The following is a 15,396-nucleotide window of genomic DNA, read 5'->3' as shown; positions in this document are numbered from 1 at the left end:
TTTCTTCCTCTCAATTAACGCTAACAACAGAACTTGTTTTATTTAGGTTAACGACATGAGTCTTATTATCAAAATAGTATTACGTTTATTTACATGAAAACATTTTGTTACATACAATATTTAGTTTTTTAATCTAAAAATGACATAAAAATTCCACAATAACAAAACTAAAAAATATTTATTTAAACCTTTTCCTCAAGTAGCTTATTGATTAACCAATAGCCTGCTTTTCCAGGTGGCGTATTTTTAGACCAAACTAAATCAACATCGATTTTTCGTGGCCACAAATCATAATTAAGGCTAACTAACACATCATGGCCAAATTGTTTAACTAACCATGTGGGTAAAATAGCCCAGCCAATACCTTGCTCCGCCATTTCCAATAACAATAAATAGTTAGGTGCTAACCAGTTTTTCTCGCTATTAATAATAATTTGACTACTGCTACTCAAACGTAACTGACGAGTCATCGTTAAATGTTGGTAAGTCACCTTTTTTACTAGCGCTAAAGGATGTGTTTTTAATACATATAATCCGAGCTCACCTTGAATAGGTAACCGTGAATATGAAATATCCGCGGGGTATTCAGTTCTTGATTCTATCATTCCAACATGGGCCTGCTGATTTTGGATCATCTCAATAACCGCATTATTTTCTGCAATTAGAAATTCAAATTCGATATGCGGAAATTGTCTATTGAGTGTTGTGAGAATATGCTCAGCATGAGGTGGCTGATAAATATCCGAAAAAGCACAACTTAATTGTGGCTCAATATCTGGAGATAACTCGACTCTTAATGCTTGCAAGCGCTCATCAGCTGATAATATATCTTCAACCAAGCTCAGCACTTTTTTCCCGGCCAACGTTAACGTCGATTCACGCCCTTGACGGTCAAATAATACAAAGCCCATATCATCCTCAAAACCACTGATTGTGCTACTAATCGTGGACTGACTTTTATTGAGCTTCCTTGCCGCCGCAGAAAATGATTTTAACGATGCCGCTTCTACAAAGGTACGTAATGTTTCAATGGAATAATTCATAAGGTATCGGTTTTATCGATGGCTGCCATTTTGTATATATAGTAAAAATCACCAATAATTGCACCTGTTTTTTTACTAATACATTATTTTGCTATAAGTTTGAGGTTGTTATGAGCAAGCATACAAAAACATTAACTGAACGAGTTTTTCACGCAGTTTCATTCGAAGTCATTGCAATAGCAATAACTGCACCGGTCAGTGCGTGGGTTTTAGGACGCTCAATTTTCCAAATGGGAACAGTGGCTATCGTACTTTCCACACTCGCCATGTTATTAAACCTATTTTATAACATGCTGTTTGACCATTTTTGGCCTTTATCAAAAGGACCAAGATCTACAAAAGTACGTATTGGCCACGCCGTTGGTTTTGAACTTAGTTTCGTTATCTTAGGTGTCCCAATGTTGGCTTTATTATTAAACATGACCCTATGGGATGCCTTTATTTTAGAAGTTGGCTTTTTTACTTTTTTCTTATTTTATACGTATGCATTTAATCTGGTATATGATGTTTTACGCGTACGTTGGTTTGAACATCAAGAAAAACACGCCAAAGGTGCTAATCCTATCGTAAAACGTACTTAATTCGCCCAGTAACACCGGATATCGATATATTCGGTGTTACCTGTGTTTTCTCTTCTATTTCCCCAAACTATCCATCTCTATAATTGCAAAAAAATTCCGTTTATTAATTAATAGATGCGTTTTTTGCATTCAACATTTGCAGAAATGTCAATTTTCCCTTTGCTTTTCATCACTTATATTTAGCGCATTAAAGAAACAAACACTTAAAGTCACAAGCCAATATTAGCTGGCTAAACTGTTTAAAGGTATTTAAATGAAAAAAATATTTATCTCATCAGCATTTTTTTTAATTTTTCACATGAGCGCACAAGCCGATATCCGCGCACATGAAAATGCAATTGTTTCATTAAGCTTTAATGAAAATAACACATCTTATGCAAATGAAGCGGCAATCGCGGCCCATGCAAAGGCCGCAAATTTACCTAAAAGTGGCATCAATGGAGTGGCTAAGCCTTTTTCACAAATGAACATTCATGAAAAAGCCATAACCACATTAAATTCCACTGAAAATAATACGTCGCCCGCTATTTTGCATATTATCGAGTCGCATATTAAAGCAAGCCAACTACCTTCTAATAAAATTTCAGGGGTTAGCAAATCTCTTTCAGACATGGATTCCCATGAAAAAGCAGCTGTTGCATTAAGTTTTACCCACAACAACCAGTCCCCTTCAATGATTTATGCAATGGAACAACACTTAATCCGGAGCCAAACAAAATAAGAAAATTCGTTATTAACACACTATTTCGATTTATCACACACTAATCATGCTCAAGGCTTAGGAACTATTCTGAGCCTTTTTAGTTACCCCGCATCTCAAAAAACCTATTAGCCGATTAGCCTCACGAAAATTTTGGCACAATCATTTATACTGAATATTGAATTTAATTAATTTTAAAAATAAAACTCATTCCCATTAAACTTAATAATTACAAGCCAACTCACGAATAATAAATTCAATTAGAAACTTATGTTAAAATAATGAAAATATTTTTCATTAGATAAATCACATCATATAAATAAAGATAACTATTTTTTTCGTCCACAGATAAAATATTTCTCTATTTCGCATTCAAGAATTAAAAATAGAGAAACATTTTTCATCTATCAGTTATTATTAACAAAATAATCGTACTCCCCCAACCAAGATTCAATTAAAATCATTTATTATCAATAGATTGGAAACTTAATATTTTTTAATGAAAATTAATTATTATCAATAAGTTACCAACCAATAAAATATTAATTCATTGATATGACGCAACAAATCATCTTAATCAAATAGTAAGATGATTTCCTGAAAACCATATATTTAGTATGGTCATAAAGGTCATCACAATGAAGATAAAAAATAAATTATTAAATAGCCCTATTTCAAGACGTAATGTCGTGAAATCAGGAGCTGCAAGCGGACTATTTGCAGCTGTGGGTGGTTTGTCTCTTCCTTTTAATGCAAAAGCAATGAATGCCTCCTCTTCAACAAACTTCTCTGAGGATAAAGTCGTTTGGAGTTCATGTACTGTAAACTGTGGAAGCCGCTGCTTACTTCGTTTACATGTCAAAGATGACGAAGTGTTTTGGGTTGAGTCTGATAACACGGGTAACGACGAATATGGTAACCATCAAGTACGTGCTTGTTTACGTGGCCGTTCAATTCGCCGTCGTATGAATCACCCTGACAGATTGAAATACCCAATGAAACGAGTGGGTAAAAGAGGTGAGGGTAAATTTACCCGAATTTCATGGGAAGAAGCACTCGATATCGTTGGCGATAGCTTACGTAACACATTGAAAAATTATGGTAATGAGGCTGTACACGTTTTATATGGAACGGGTGTTGATGGTGGCAACATCACCAACTCTAATGTCCCTTATCGCTTAATGAATTCATGTGGTGGTTTTTTAAGTCGCTATGGTAGTTATAGTACCGCTCAAATCCGTGCAGGTATGAACTACCTATATGGTTCTCAGGAAGCCAATAGCCCCGATGACATCGCAAATACTAAACTTGTCGTGATGTTTGGCAACAACCCAGCCGAAACTAGAATGAGTGGCGGCGGAGTTACCTATTATGTCGAGCAAGCTCGTGAGCGCTCAAATGCACGAATGATTGTTATTGATCCTCGTTATAACGACACCGCTGCAGGTCGTGAAGACGAGTGGTTACCAATACGTCCAGGTACTGACGGTGCTTTAGCAGCAGCATTAGCCTATGTCATTATCACAGAAAACATGGTTGACCAGGATTTTGTTGATAAATATTGCGTAGGCTACGATGAAAAAACATTGCCAGCTTCCGCTCCACGTAATGGTCATTATAAAGCCTATATTTTAGGTGATGGTGCTGATGGCATAGCTAAAACACCACAGTGGGCCTCGACTATTACAGGGATCCCCGCTGATAAAATTATCAAACTCGCACGTGAAATTGGGCAAGCCAAACCCGCTTATATCGTTCAAGGTTGGGGGCCTCAGCGCCATTCAAATGGAGAGCAAACTGTACGAGCCATTGCAATGCTCGCCATTATTACAGGTAATGTAGGGATTAGCGGAGGAAATTCAGGTTGCCGTGAAGGCACTTATGATTCAGGCGTTGAATGGTTCCCTATGCTTGATAATCCTGTAAAAACGCAAATTTCGGTGTTTACATGGACCGATGCGATTGAACGTGGAACTGAAATGACCGCCACTCGCGATGGCATTAAAGGAAAAGATAAACTGGATGTACCGATTAAATTCTTATGGTGCTATGCCAGTAATACGTTAATTAACCAACATAGCGAAATTGCACGCACTCATGAAATTTTACAAGATGACAGTAAATGCGAAATGATTGTCGGTATCGACCATTTTATGACCGCATCGGCAAAATATTGCGATATTTTATTGCCTGATTTAATGCCAACTGAACAAGAAGATTTAATTCCGAGTGAATCAGCTGGGAATATGTCCTATATGATTTTAGGGCAACCCGCCACCAGTGCTAAATTTGAGCGCAAACCAATTTATGAAATTTTATCTGAAATTGCAAAACGCTTAGGTCCAGATGTTGAAAAAACCTTTACAGAAGGTCGCACTCAGCATGAATGGGTTAAATACCTCTGCGAAAAAAGCCGCGAACGCTTCCCTGATATGCCAACTTATGAAGAGATGAAAACAGTGGGTATTTTCAAACACAAATGCCCTGATGAACATGTCATTGGTTTTAAAGAATTTCGTGATAACCCACAGGCCAACCCACTGAAAACGCCATCAGGAAAGATCGAGGTCTACTCGGAAGCTCTTGCTGAAATTTCAAAGAATTGGGAGCTATCCCCAGATGATATTATCGACCCATTGCCAATTTATGCCAAAGGGTTTGAAGGGCATCAAGATAAATTAAGCGAGAAATATCCACTCCAAATGACAGGTTTTCACTACAAAGCTAGAACACACTCAAGCTACGGTAATATTGATATTTTAAAACAAGCTTGTCGCCAAGAAATCTGGATTAACCCTATCGATGCTAAAGCTCGGGGCATTGAACAAGGTGATATTGTTAAAGTTTTTAATGACCGAGGGGAAGTGCATATTCCTGCCAAAGTCACACCGCGGATTATGCCTGGCGTAACTGCGATGGGGCAAGGTGCATGGTTAGATGCTGACATGTTTGGTGCAAAAGTCGACCAAGGCGGATGTATTAATGTTCTAACAACGCAGCGCCCATCACCGCTTGCGAAAGGAAATCCGCAACATACTAACTTAGTCGAAATCGCAAAACTGTAAGGAGCCCGATATGTCACAACAATATGGTTTTTATATTGATACACAACGATGTACGGGCTGTAAAACCTGTGAACTCGCTTGTAAAGACTTCAAAAATTTATCAACGGATGTTCACTTTCGCCGTATTTATGAGTATGCCGGTGGGGATTGGACTGAACAAAATGGTGCTTGGCAACAAAACGTTTTTTCCTACTATCTGTCCATCTCTTGTAATCATTGCGATGATCCTGCCTGCGCTAAAGTATGCCCAAGTGGCGCAATGCATAAACGTGAAGATGGTTTTGTTGTTGTCGATGAAAGTGTTTGTATTGGCTGCCGTTATTGCCATATGGCATGTCCATACGGTGCACCTCAATTTGATGCAGAAAAAGGTCACATGACCAAATGTGATGGCTGTTTTGAGCGAGTTGCTGAAGGTAAAAAACCGATTTGCGTTGAATCTTGCCCGTTACGCGCGTTGGATTTTGGCCCTATCGATGAATTGCGAGCAAAATACGGCAACATTAATGAAATTGCCCCTCTTCCACCTGCACATTACACCAAACCGAATATTGTTTTAAACCTTAATAATAATTGTCGCCCCGTTGGTGATACTACGGGCTATCTTGCAAATCCGGAGGAGGTATAAAATGGGTGCTGGCTTACATGAATATCCATTAATACTCTTTACTGTTATCGGACAAACAGTCGCTGGCGCTTTTATTTTAATGGCGCTTGTTTTACAACTTAAACCTTCCGCGCAACAGCATCACCAAATCGTGATGAGTATGTTCGGATTATGGTTATTAATGGGTATCGGCTTTTTATTATCCATGTTACATATGGGTTCACCCTTACGCGCTTTTAATTCGATGATACGTGTAGGACATTCTGCATTAAGTAATGAAATTGTCAGCGGCTCCCTCTTTTTTGCTTTAGGTGGGTTATATTGGCTTATTTCATTTTTCAAAAAAATGCCTCGATCACTTGGTCAAATTTGGTTAATGATCACCATGTTTGCTGCTGCATTTTTTATTTATGCAATTTCTCGCGTTTATCAAATTGAAACAGTACCAACCTGGTTTAATCAATATGGTAGTTTGCAATTTATTTTAACTAGCTTAATTGCAGGCCCTGTATTAGCTGCTTTTTTATTGCGTATAGCCAGCTATGACATTAGTCGGGTACGTTCTTTTGCGCTCATCAGTATTATCGGCATAATAGCTAGCTGTATTTTAGTCACGGCTCAAGGATATGAACTTGGTTCAATTCAAAGCTCTGTGCAAAAAGCCAGTCAACTAGTACCTGACTACGCATCATTAATGGGATGGAGAACTATCTGTTTATTCCTTGGTTTAGCTTTTTGGCTTTATCCTCATATTAAGATGAGAAATCCCTCAATTATCAGCTTATTCATTGCTGTTTTATTTGTAGTGTTTGGTGAACTTATTGGTCGGGGTATTTTCTACGGATTACATATGACTGTTGGTATGGCAGTGGTAGGTTAATTGCTCTTCATGAGGGGGATATCCCCCTCTTCTCGTCGACAAATATCTGATGATTCGTTACGATGGTTAAATCAATATGTTGATATTTCCATAAATAAGTACAATCGAAAACCACCCTTTATTTCATTTGAAACTCAAATGGTTAAAAATTTTTAGTAAAATTAAAAGACGAAGTGAATCAGTATGGAACAAAAACAATTAGATGACATGTCACTGTGCACCCAAACTTTAGGCGCACTCTTTTCCTATGACCCTTCAGACCCTCGAGTTAGCAGACTCATTGAGCTATTTAGCACCAGTGAATGGTTAACCGAGTGGCCTCTCACCGCTCATTATGATTGCCAACGAATTAATCAGTTATTTCAAGGTGATACTAAGCAATCTGAAACGCTAAAAGAGGCCTATGAGCGATTATTTATTGGCCCTAATGCACTCCCTGCTCCGCCGTGGGGTTCTGTTTATCTCGATAAAGAAAATGTTTTATTTGGAATTTCTACCCTTGAGTTAAGAGCTTGGCTACGTAACAACCAAATTAATATTGAATTGAATGCCAATGAACCAGAAGACCATGTTGGCTTATTGTTCTTATTAACAGCGTGGGTTATCCAAAATAAGCCTGAATTGCTAAATGATTTATTGGAAATTCATTTCTTACCTTGGGTATATCGTTATTTGGAAAAAATGCAATTACAAAGCGGTAATAACTTTTATGAAGCTACTGCGTTATTAGCAACAGAAACCTTAAAATACTTGCAGAAAGAAGCTCAATTGACACCGGTGAATAAAGAGCTTTATCTATAGTTTCCATTATTTATTCAATGACAAGCACCCTAAAGAATATTAGGGTGCTTGTTTTTATTATGGATGCTGTTTAGGTATATGGTAAGTATCTACTAAAAACGCAATGATTTGGCTTAAGTCAGAAATATAAGACGTGTTTTTATACACTCCAGTTTGATAAGAAGACGTTATCCCCTCTGGTAATATTAAAGCAGGTAAAGATTGATTCTCCTCGCCACACATATCCACTAATTCTTCTCGTGGTTTCTCAAAAGGCAGATAACTTACATCAATGAAATTGGATAACCTCGGGTTTTTAGCGAGTATTCCCTCTAGCATTGTGCAGTCTGGGCAAAAAAAAGTGTCATCTTGATAATTTTTATCTGAAAAACCCATATCTAAAAGATACAATTTACATTTCATTGTGATACCCATTTTTGTAAGGAATAAAGATGAAAAATAAGCCTTCAGGTTATAACGTTGATAGTGCGTTATCTAAATCAGCTAATAAGTCACTAATGTCTTCACAGCCAACTGAAAAACGTAGCAACCCATCCGTTACTCCCTGTGCAATGCGTTCCTCTTTAGGAATACAGGCATGGGACATAATCTTAGGATAAGAAATAATTGACTCAATTCCCCCTAAGCTAACAGCGACCAATGGGATACGAATCGCATCTAAAAATAATTTCACATTTTTTTCATTGCCTAAATCAAACGAAACGACCATTCCGCCATTTTTTGATTGCTGCATATGAACCTGGTGATTTGGGTGTGAAACCAAGCCTGGGTAAAACACCTTTTTTACTTTCGAATGCTGGTTAAGATATTCTGCAAGCTTCTGTGCATTTTCACTGGAACGCTCAACACGCATTGCCATTGATTTTAAACCGCGCATGGTCAGCCAACTATCAAATGGTGCAGCAATACTGCCTATAGCAACCGCTGATTTGTGTAACCATTTGGCATATTCGGCATTATTTGTTGCAACGGTTCCTAAAATAACGTCGCTGTGCCCATTAATAAATTTAGTGGCACTATTAATCGAGAAATCAATACCTAACGAAATCACATCCGACAATAACGGCGTCATAAATGTGTTATCACACACAGTGATTAAATTATTCTTTTTTGCCAAACCAATGACCGCATTTAAGTCTGTTACTTGCAGTGTCGGATTCGATGGCGTTTCAATGTAAAATGCCTTAGTATTTTCTTGTATTGCATCTGCATAGTTTTTAGGATCTGTCGCATCAACAAATGTCACTGAAATACCGTAACGAGGTAAAAACTCAGTCATTAACTGAAAAGTGCCACCATAAATACTTTTACAGGCAACAATGTGATCTCCCTGGCTAAACCCTAATAAAACTGCACTAATAGCAGCCATGCCCGATGAAAAAACCTCAGAAAATTGTGCGTTTTCAATTGAGCAAATAGCTTCGCTTAGTGCATCACGGGTTGGGTTTGAAAAACGCGAATAAATATACGCGTAATTTTCTTCAATATTACTTTGCGAGTAAGTTGACGATTGATATAACGGAATAGATGAACTTCCCGTGTACTTATCCGTCATTGGATAACCGTGTATAACTTTAGTATTAATCTTCATAGGTACATCACATCTTTAATATAGTTTTAAATACTTGCCACATTGATTTCAGGATAAGCAAATAAGGCAGGTGAACCGCCAGTATGAATAAATAAAAGCGGCTGACTGCCTTCAATAGTTTCTTTTAATACATTATCAATTAACCCTGCCATGGCTTTGCCAGTATAAACAGGGTCGAGTAAAATCCCTTCTTTTTGTGCTAATAATTCAATTGCTTGTTGCCCCTTGCTATTCGGTGCACCATATGCAGGTGAAAAGTATTGATCCCATAATTGTACATTCGGAAAATCAGCAAGGTTTAATAATTCACTTATTTCATTTTGCAGCTTTTCAACTTTTGGCTGTTGTTGTTCAACCGTACGCGAGACTGTTACGCCAATAACAGGAGTTTGAGGTAAAACGACCTGTAACCCTATAGCTAAACCAGCATGGGTTCCCGCACTACCTGAAGCAACAATCACCGCAGCAAAATCAATATCTTTTGGCTTTTGTTGTGCAATCTCCAAAGCACAACTGACATACCCCAGTGAACCTAGAGCATTCGAACCACCGACAGGTACAACATACGCATTTTCTAACCCTAATGACTCAATTAATGCTTTCATTTGTTCATTAGGGTCACTTAATTCTTCACAAAAATAACAGCGAGTATTAAATAAATCTGTCAGCAGCTTATTGCCATTATTTAAAAATAGGGAATTCCCACTTTGCAGCGGGTTTTCCAATAAAGCCACACACTCTAAACCATACATTGCTGCAATAGCGGCTGTTTGGCGAACATGGTTAGATTGTATAGCGCCTGCAGTGACTAATACTTTAGCTTTTTTCTGTAGTGCATCCGCAATAATAAACTCTAACTTACGCAGTTTATTGCCCCCCATCGCAAGGGGGGTCATATCATCACGTTTAATATAAATTTCTCGACCAAGGTATTCAGATATATTATTCAATTTCACCAATGGCGTTGCGGTGTGCAATAAATTAATTTTCGCTATTGCTGAAAGCCTTTCTTGTATATTCATTTGAATATTATCCAGATTAATATGTGAAGCCTAAATAGAGGTAGACCATCAGAGCAAATGCAGCTGTCACAGTAGCATAAGGCATTTGTGTTCGGATATGTTCAATATGGTCACAATCTGTTGCCATGGAAGCCACAATCGCATCACTGGAAATTGGGGATGTCATATCGCCGTAAATAGACCCTGCGATAGCTGCACCAATCATATATTCCACTGGCATTCCCACTGAAATACCTAATTGCACACCGATAGGGATCATAATGGCAAACGTTCCCCACGATGTGCCTGTTGCCAATGACATTACAGCACTAATTAAGAAAATAAAACCGATTGAGAATGCAGGGGAAATAACACCAGAAGTCACTTCAGCAATATAAGCCCCAGTATTTAAATCTGAGGAAACTGTCCCCATTAAGAATGCTAATATCATGACTGAGCTGATTTTCACCATGCTAGCGTAACCGATATATAGTTCTTTAAAGAAACTCTCAATATTTAATACGCGACGCGCTAAGAACCAGACAAAAGAAACTAGCGTTCCAAACATGACCCCCCAATAAACAGATGTTGAGCCGCTGCCTTTACTAAAGTCACCATTACCAGTGATATATAAAGCCACTGGGACCATTAATACCGTTGATAAAATTGGGATAAAGAAATTTAAAGATGTATGGCAATTAGGATGTTCAATAATATCTTCATCATCTTGCTCAGTATTTTCCGCGGATAAGATGGTTAACGATTCTTCATGAGCTCGCAATTCTGCTTTTTTCATCGGCCCCCAAGAAAAATTGGAGAAGATATAAAATAAAACCGAAGCTAAAGAAAACCATGCCATGATATTAAATACCATCGAGCTGGCTAAAATTTCAAAAGGTTCACCCGTAATAAAACCTTTTGATATCTGCACGCCAATCACCCCCATCATTGCCGCCCCCCAACCGTTTATCATCGCTGACGAGCACACCGACACACAGGATGTTTGCACGATATAAGACATTTTTTCTGGCGAAACACCATAATTCTTCGCGAGTGTTTTTGTTGACGCACCTGCAATTAACTGGTTAATTGAACTTTCAATAAAAATTAATGACGTAATAATCATTGCCATTAATTGAACTGCTTTTCTATTTTTAATCAACTTGGTTTTATTAGTCAATAATCTAACAAGTGACCTAACACCACCTGTAACCACAACAAGGCGCATAATACCGCCTATCATGACCATAAATAGAATTGTTTTTGTATTTCCAGGTGAGGCAAAAGTATTAATAATTCCATCGAGTGTTCCGTTAACACCTAATAATATATTATGATCATTAATAACGGTAAACCCGACTAATATTCCCAATAATAAAGATAAAATAACTTGGCGTGTAAAAATGGCTAAAAGTATCGTGACCAGTGGAGTGACAATGGTCCAAATTCCATAATCATTCATGGGGTGCTCTCTTATTATATTTTATTGTGATTTTAATTAAGATAATGCTTTTTCTAAATCATTTAATAAGTCGTTAATATCTTCAATACCTACTGATAAACGCAATGTCGTATCGTAAACATGAATACTTTCTCTTTCTTCTTTAGTCATTGAACCATGGGACATGGTCGCTGAATGGTTTACCATACTTTCCACACCACCAAGAGACTCCGCCAATACAAAATAAGTCACCTTAGATAAAAATGTTTTTGTATCCTCAATATCACCTTTTAATTTAATCGTCACAACTGCCCCCCCGCTTCGCATTTGTGTTTTACATAGCTGATGTTGTGGGTGTGATGGTAAACCTGGGTAATAAACGTGCTCAATTTTCGGGTGTGTTGCTAGATATTCTGCGACTTTCTGCGCATTACTGCATTGTGCTGACATGCGTAATGCCAATGTTTTTAAGCCGCGTAATGCAAGGTAAGCATCAAAGGGAGAAGCAATTGCACCGAGGGTGGTTTTTAAAAAATCAAGTCGACTGGCAATATCTTCACGTTGTGTAATTACCGCACCACCAATTAAATCAGAATGACCACCGATATATTTACTGGCTGATAACATCACTAAATCGGCACCTAATTCTAATGGTTTTTGGTTCCATGCTGTTGCAAATGTATTATCCACGCAAGTCAAAATATCATGCATTTTTGCCAACGAACAAACCGCTTTAATATCCACTAACTCTAATAACGGATTAGTTGGACTTTCAATCCAAATTAAGCGGGTATTGTCTTTTATGTTAGCTTTGACCTCATCCAGATTATTTAAATCAACATAATCTATTTTGTGACCACAGTTTACGGTTGCAACACGCTCAAATAAGCGGAAAGTTCCACCATAAACGCCCTTCATTGCAATAATATGAGAGTCTTTTGGTAGTAAATTTAGCACTAAACTTGAAGCCGCAACACCTGAAGCAGTCGCTGTTGCGTAGATTCCACCTTCAATTTCCGCTAACAGTGTTTCATAGGCATAACGAGTTGGGTTACTGCAACGGGAATAACAATATTCTCCATGTTCAGTTAAGCTTTGTTGGACAAAAGTACTCGCGGTTGTGATTGCAGGGAAAATCGCATGATTGACAGTATCTTGCTGTTTTCCACCATGAATTAAAACAGTAGCAATATTCTTAGTCATTATTAAAACCCAATCATAGAAAGAGAAAAAAGTGTTTATTTATATTTGTTGCTGAAAGGAATATGCCATAGGGAAATAGAAAAATTTTTCTAAAAATCGATGACTTTATACAAATTTAGAGAAAAATTTTCTAAATTTAAATTAATAATCTTAAAATACAATAAGTTAATCAATAAACATGAAATGAGCGAGCCGTCACAATATCACTATTTAGTTTATCAATATCTACTTCACCAGTAGATAAAATTCATTAACCTATTAAAATTAAAGAATAATTGTATATTAAAAGTTAATTATATTACTAACCAATGTAATCAGGCCTAATGAAAACCATGATTAGCATCATAGTCCTATCCGAAATTTCACTTACCATCTCTACCGACTTACTCTTTAATGGTGCTATTGTAGAAACTTATTCTCTTTTGCCATCCTAACTATTCTCTCTTACAGATTGCTCAGCTATATCAGCTCATTTATTACCAACCACAAAGTGAAGAACAACAATTACCCTATCAAACCTCTGTAAGGTAGCTAAAAACGTAGCTTCATTTTATGTTTCTAATAATATCGCCAATTAACCAAGTCAGCATTTAGCACATTATTTAAACAAAGTAATACTAATTATTAATCTCAATTTAACCTACGAACAAAAATCACATAATTATACTTATTTAAAATCAAAAGCTATCCACAAAACAAAGTGTTCAATAATTGTTCGATTCAAATCCTAAAGACCATAAAGTTTATTATGTTTATTAAATTCAAATAAAAATATAAATTTTAATATTGGTTTATTTACACTCTAAATTATACTTTATATAAGCAAATTGAATAAAATCAAACAAAAAAACCATTGCTGTAAAACAAAAATCCAAAATATAAAGTTCCTTAATTATTTATAGCGAATGATTAAATTTATTTAATTATTTTGTATTTTTCATTCAATTTCAATGCGTTAAATTAAAATAAAACAAAACTTGTATCCAAATTATTTAGTATGATAGAGTCAAAAAGTACCGACCGCTATCGGTATCCTGCATATTAACCTTTCACATAATAGTGAAGTTATATATCGAATCATCAAATTCGATTTAGTTAATCCGTGTCATAGAAACATAACAGAGACGATAAAAAATGCTTACAATAATTATTGAAAAATTTTAATCAAATAATTAAAACTGAGTACTTTATCAAGTGGTGCATATATTTATTTAATTTAAAGAAAAATGAAATTTCTTACATTGCACTTATTCTTATCTTTATTTTTCGATGTAATACCACATGCAGAACACAATAAAAACAGTCTCATTAACGACAAACACAATATTAGGAATCCATTATGACTAATCATTTTTTAGTGCACGAGCCCGCCATGTTAGAACTACTGGAACAGGTCGTGAATATCGAATCTGGTTCTTATGACAAGGCTGGCGTCGATAACCATGCTGCCGTGTGGTGCGAAAAATACCAAGCAATGGGATTTGAAGTTGAAGTCATTGAAAATGAATCATTAGGCAATAACTACCGTATTTATTACCCATCGGTAAAGGCCGATATCTTAATTTTACTGCACTTAGATACCGTTTTCCCAAAAGGCACTGTCGCAGAACGTCCATTTAGTATCAAAGGTGATAGAGCCTATGGTCCAGGTGTGATTGATATGAAAGGCAGTCATGTCATGGTGTATCAAGTCATGAAGCAACTGTACGACAACCAAGACTCTCGCTATAAAAATATCGAAATTTTACTTAACTGCGACGAAGAAATTGGCTCTATTTCATCCCGCGGTGTGATTGAAAAATGTGCATTAGGCAAGCGTTATGCCTTAGTTATGGAACCTGCACGTGCCAATGGCGCCATTGTTAGTGCACGCCGTGGCGTCGGCACTTATGTACTGAGCATCGAAGGGAAGGCTTCTCACTCGGGTATTGCCCCTGAAGCTGGTATCAGCGCTATTCAAGAGCTATCCCACAAAATCCAAAGCTTACATGCACTCTCTGCCCATGACCAAGGCTTATCCGTTAACGTTGGTCTCATTTCAGGTGGAACCTCAGTCAATACTGTGGCACCCAATGCGAGAGCAGAAATCGATGTACGAATTTCTTCTGAAGAACAAGGCGTAGAAATTGATAAAAAAGTCAGAGAAGTGTGCAGCAAACCGATATTAGATGGCATTAAACTGACGCTAACTGGGGGAATCAATCGCCCGCCAATGGCTAAAACGGATGAAAGTACAGTACTTATCGACATCATCAAGCAAGAAGCGACGAAATTAGATATCGAGTTAATCGACGTTTCAACAGGCGGCGGCTCAGATGCTTCATTCACAGCAGGTGTCGGCACTGCTACTGTTGATGGCTTAGGCCCAATCGGCGGCTACCAACACAGTGATAAAGAATATTTAGAAATTCCATCATTAACTGAGCGAGCACAGTTATTTTTCAATGTATTACAACGTATTACACAATAAATAATAATCCAAC

Annotated in this window: 13 protein-coding genes; 7 read left to right on the top strand and 6 right to left on the bottom strand. The window is 37.1% G+C overall.

What is annotated here, in order from left to right:
- Nucleotides 1-182: 182 nt before the first annotated feature.
- Nucleotides 183-1,043, bottom strand: coding sequence for a LysR family transcriptional regulator (locus ACE2AL_RS06045; protein WP_272573395.1), 861 nt, complete (start codon nt 1,041-1,043; stop codon nt 183-185).
- A gap of 110 nt (nt 1,044-1,153) precedes the next feature.
- Here ACE2AL_RS06045 and ACE2AL_RS06040 point away from each other — a divergent pair, with 110 nt between their 5' ends.
- The 6 genes from ACE2AL_RS06040 (at nt 1,154) to dmsD (ending at nt 7,677) form a co-directional block, all read left to right on the top strand.
- Nucleotides 1,154-1,624, top strand: a complete 471-nt coding sequence (locus tag ACE2AL_RS06040; protein WP_375084150.1) for a multidrug/biocide efflux PACE transporter — start codon at nt 1,154-1,156, stop codon at nt 1,622-1,624.
- Nucleotides 1,625-1,877: 253 nt separating this feature from the next.
- Nucleotides 1,878-2,345 carry a hypothetical protein gene (locus ACE2AL_RS06035; RefSeq protein ID WP_272681197.1) on the top strand — a complete coding sequence of 156 codons (468 nt, stop codon included), beginning with the start codon at nt 1,878-1,880 and terminating at the stop codon, nt 2,343-2,345.
- 617 nt (nt 2,346-2,962) lie between these two features.
- Nucleotides 2,963-5,389 carry a selenate/tellurate reductase subunit YnfF gene (gene ynfF / locus ACE2AL_RS06030; RefSeq protein WP_272681198.1) on the top strand — a complete coding sequence of 809 codons (2,427 nt, stop codon included), beginning with the start codon at nt 2,963-2,965 and terminating at the stop codon, nt 5,387-5,389.
- 10 nt (nt 5,390-5,399) lie between these two features.
- The gene (locus ACE2AL_RS06025) at nt 5,400-6,017 is read left to right on the top strand and encodes a DMSO/selenate family reductase complex B subunit (RefSeq protein ID WP_206082790.1); all 618 of its coding nucleotides are present in this window, start codon (nt 5,400-5,402) and stop codon (nt 6,015-6,017) included.
- A gap of 1 nt (nt 6,018) precedes the next feature.
- Nucleotides 6,019-6,876 carry a DmsC/YnfH family molybdoenzyme membrane anchor subunit gene (locus ACE2AL_RS06020; RefSeq protein ID WP_375084149.1) on the top strand — a complete coding sequence of 286 codons (858 nt, stop codon included), beginning with the start codon at nt 6,019-6,021 and terminating at the stop codon, nt 6,874-6,876.
- A 183-nt stretch (nt 6,877-7,059) separates the two neighbouring features.
- A complete protein-coding gene (dmsD, locus tag ACE2AL_RS06015; RefSeq protein ID WP_206082792.1) occupies nt 7,060-7,677 on the top strand; it encodes a Tat proofreading chaperone DmsD in 618 nt (205 codons plus the stop codon).
- 57 nt (nt 7,678-7,734) lie between these two features.
- Here the strand turns inward: dmsD and ACE2AL_RS06010 are convergent, their stop codons facing one another.
- The 5 genes from ACE2AL_RS06010 to ACE2AL_RS05990 are packed head-to-tail and all read right to left on the bottom strand — an operon-like array spanning nt 7,735 to nt 12,913.
- The gene (locus ACE2AL_RS06010; protein WP_206082793.1) at nt 7,735-8,079 is read right to left on the bottom strand and encodes a DUF3088 family protein; all 345 of its coding nucleotides are present in this window, start codon (nt 8,077-8,079) and stop codon (nt 7,735-7,737) included.
- Nucleotides 8,080-8,128: 49 nt separating this feature from the next.
- Nucleotides 8,129-9,268 carry a trans-sulfuration enzyme family protein gene (locus ACE2AL_RS06005; protein ID WP_375084148.1) on the bottom strand — a complete coding sequence of 380 codons (1,140 nt, stop codon included), beginning with the start codon at nt 9,266-9,268 and terminating at the stop codon, nt 8,129-8,131.
- 26 nt (nt 9,269-9,294) lie between these two features.
- Nucleotides 9,295-10,290, bottom strand: coding sequence for a D-cysteine desulfhydrase (locus ACE2AL_RS06000; RefSeq protein ID WP_272681199.1), 996 nt, complete (start codon nt 10,288-10,290; stop codon nt 9,295-9,297).
- 16 nt (nt 10,291-10,306) lie between these two features.
- The gene (locus tag ACE2AL_RS05995; RefSeq protein ID WP_206082796.1) at nt 10,307-11,731 is read right to left on the bottom strand and encodes a Na+/H+ antiporter NhaC family protein; all 1,425 of its coding nucleotides are present in this window, start codon (nt 11,729-11,731) and stop codon (nt 10,307-10,309) included.
- 36 nt (nt 11,732-11,767) lie between these two features.
- Nucleotides 11,768-12,913, bottom strand: a complete 1,146-nt coding sequence (locus tag ACE2AL_RS05990) for a PLP-dependent aspartate aminotransferase family protein (protein ID WP_206082797.1) — start codon at nt 12,911-12,913, stop codon at nt 11,768-11,770.
- A gap of 1,339 nt (nt 12,914-14,252) precedes the next feature.
- Here ACE2AL_RS05990 and ACE2AL_RS05985 point away from each other — a divergent pair.
- The gene (locus ACE2AL_RS05985) at nt 14,253-15,383 is read left to right on the top strand and encodes a M20 family metallopeptidase (protein WP_272573392.1); all 1,131 of its coding nucleotides are present in this window, start codon (nt 14,253-14,255) and stop codon (nt 15,381-15,383) included.
- Nucleotides 15,384-15,396: the final 13 nt, after the last annotated feature.

Origin of the sequence: Providencia xihuensis, from assembly GCF_041953405.1 — a bacterium.
Taxonomy (GTDB): domain Bacteria; phylum Pseudomonadota; class Gammaproteobacteria; order Enterobacterales; family Enterobacteriaceae; genus Providencia; species Providencia vermicola.
Note: the sequence above shows the minus strand (reverse complement) of the source record. Positions and strands in the feature narration are given on the sequence as shown.

Excerpts from the sequence above, each read along its gene's own strand:
- dmsD (WP_206082792.1), top strand. The coding sequence starts at position 7,060 with ATGGAACAAAAACAATTAGATGACATGTCACTGTGCACCCAAACTTTA.
- ACE2AL_RS06040 (WP_375084150.1), top strand. The coding sequence starts at position 1,154 with ATGAGCAAGCATACAAAAACATTAACTGAACGAGTTTTTCACGCAGTT.
- ACE2AL_RS06045 (WP_272573395.1), bottom strand. The coding sequence starts at position 1,043 with ATGAATTATTCCATTGAAACATTACGTACCTTTGTAGAAGCGGCATCG.
- ACE2AL_RS06010 (WP_206082793.1), bottom strand. The coding sequence starts at position 8,079 with ATGAAATGTAAATTGTATCTTTTAGATATGGGTTTTTCAGATAAAAAT.
- ACE2AL_RS06020 (WP_375084149.1), top strand. The coding sequence starts at position 6,019 with ATGGGTGCTGGCTTACATGAATATCCATTAATACTCTTTACTGTTATC.
- ACE2AL_RS05990 (WP_206082797.1), bottom strand. The coding sequence starts at position 12,913 with ATGACTAAGAATATTGCTACTGTTTTAATTCATGGTGGAAAACAGCAA.
- ACE2AL_RS06025 (WP_206082790.1), top strand. The coding sequence starts at position 5,400 with ATGTCACAACAATATGGTTTTTATATTGATACACAACGATGTACGGGC.
- ACE2AL_RS06000 (WP_272681199.1), bottom strand. The coding sequence starts at position 10,290 with ATGAATATACAAGAAAGGCTTTCAGCAATAGCGAAAATTAATTTATTG.
- ACE2AL_RS05985 (WP_272573392.1), top strand. The coding sequence starts at position 14,253 with ATGACTAATCATTTTTTAGTGCACGAGCCCGCCATGTTAGAACTACTG.
- ACE2AL_RS05995 (WP_206082796.1), bottom strand. The coding sequence starts at position 11,731 with ATGAATGATTATGGAATTTGGACCATTGTCACTCCACTGGTCACGATA.
- ynfF (WP_272681198.1), top strand. The coding sequence starts at position 2,963 with ATGAAGATAAAAAATAAATTATTAAATAGCCCTATTTCAAGACGTAAT.
- ACE2AL_RS06035 (WP_272681197.1), top strand. The coding sequence starts at position 1,878 with ATGAAAAAAATATTTATCTCATCAGCATTTTTTTTAATTTTTCACATG.
- ACE2AL_RS06005 (WP_375084148.1), bottom strand. The coding sequence starts at position 9,268 with ATGAAGATTAATACTAAAGTTATACACGGTTATCCAATGACGGATAAG.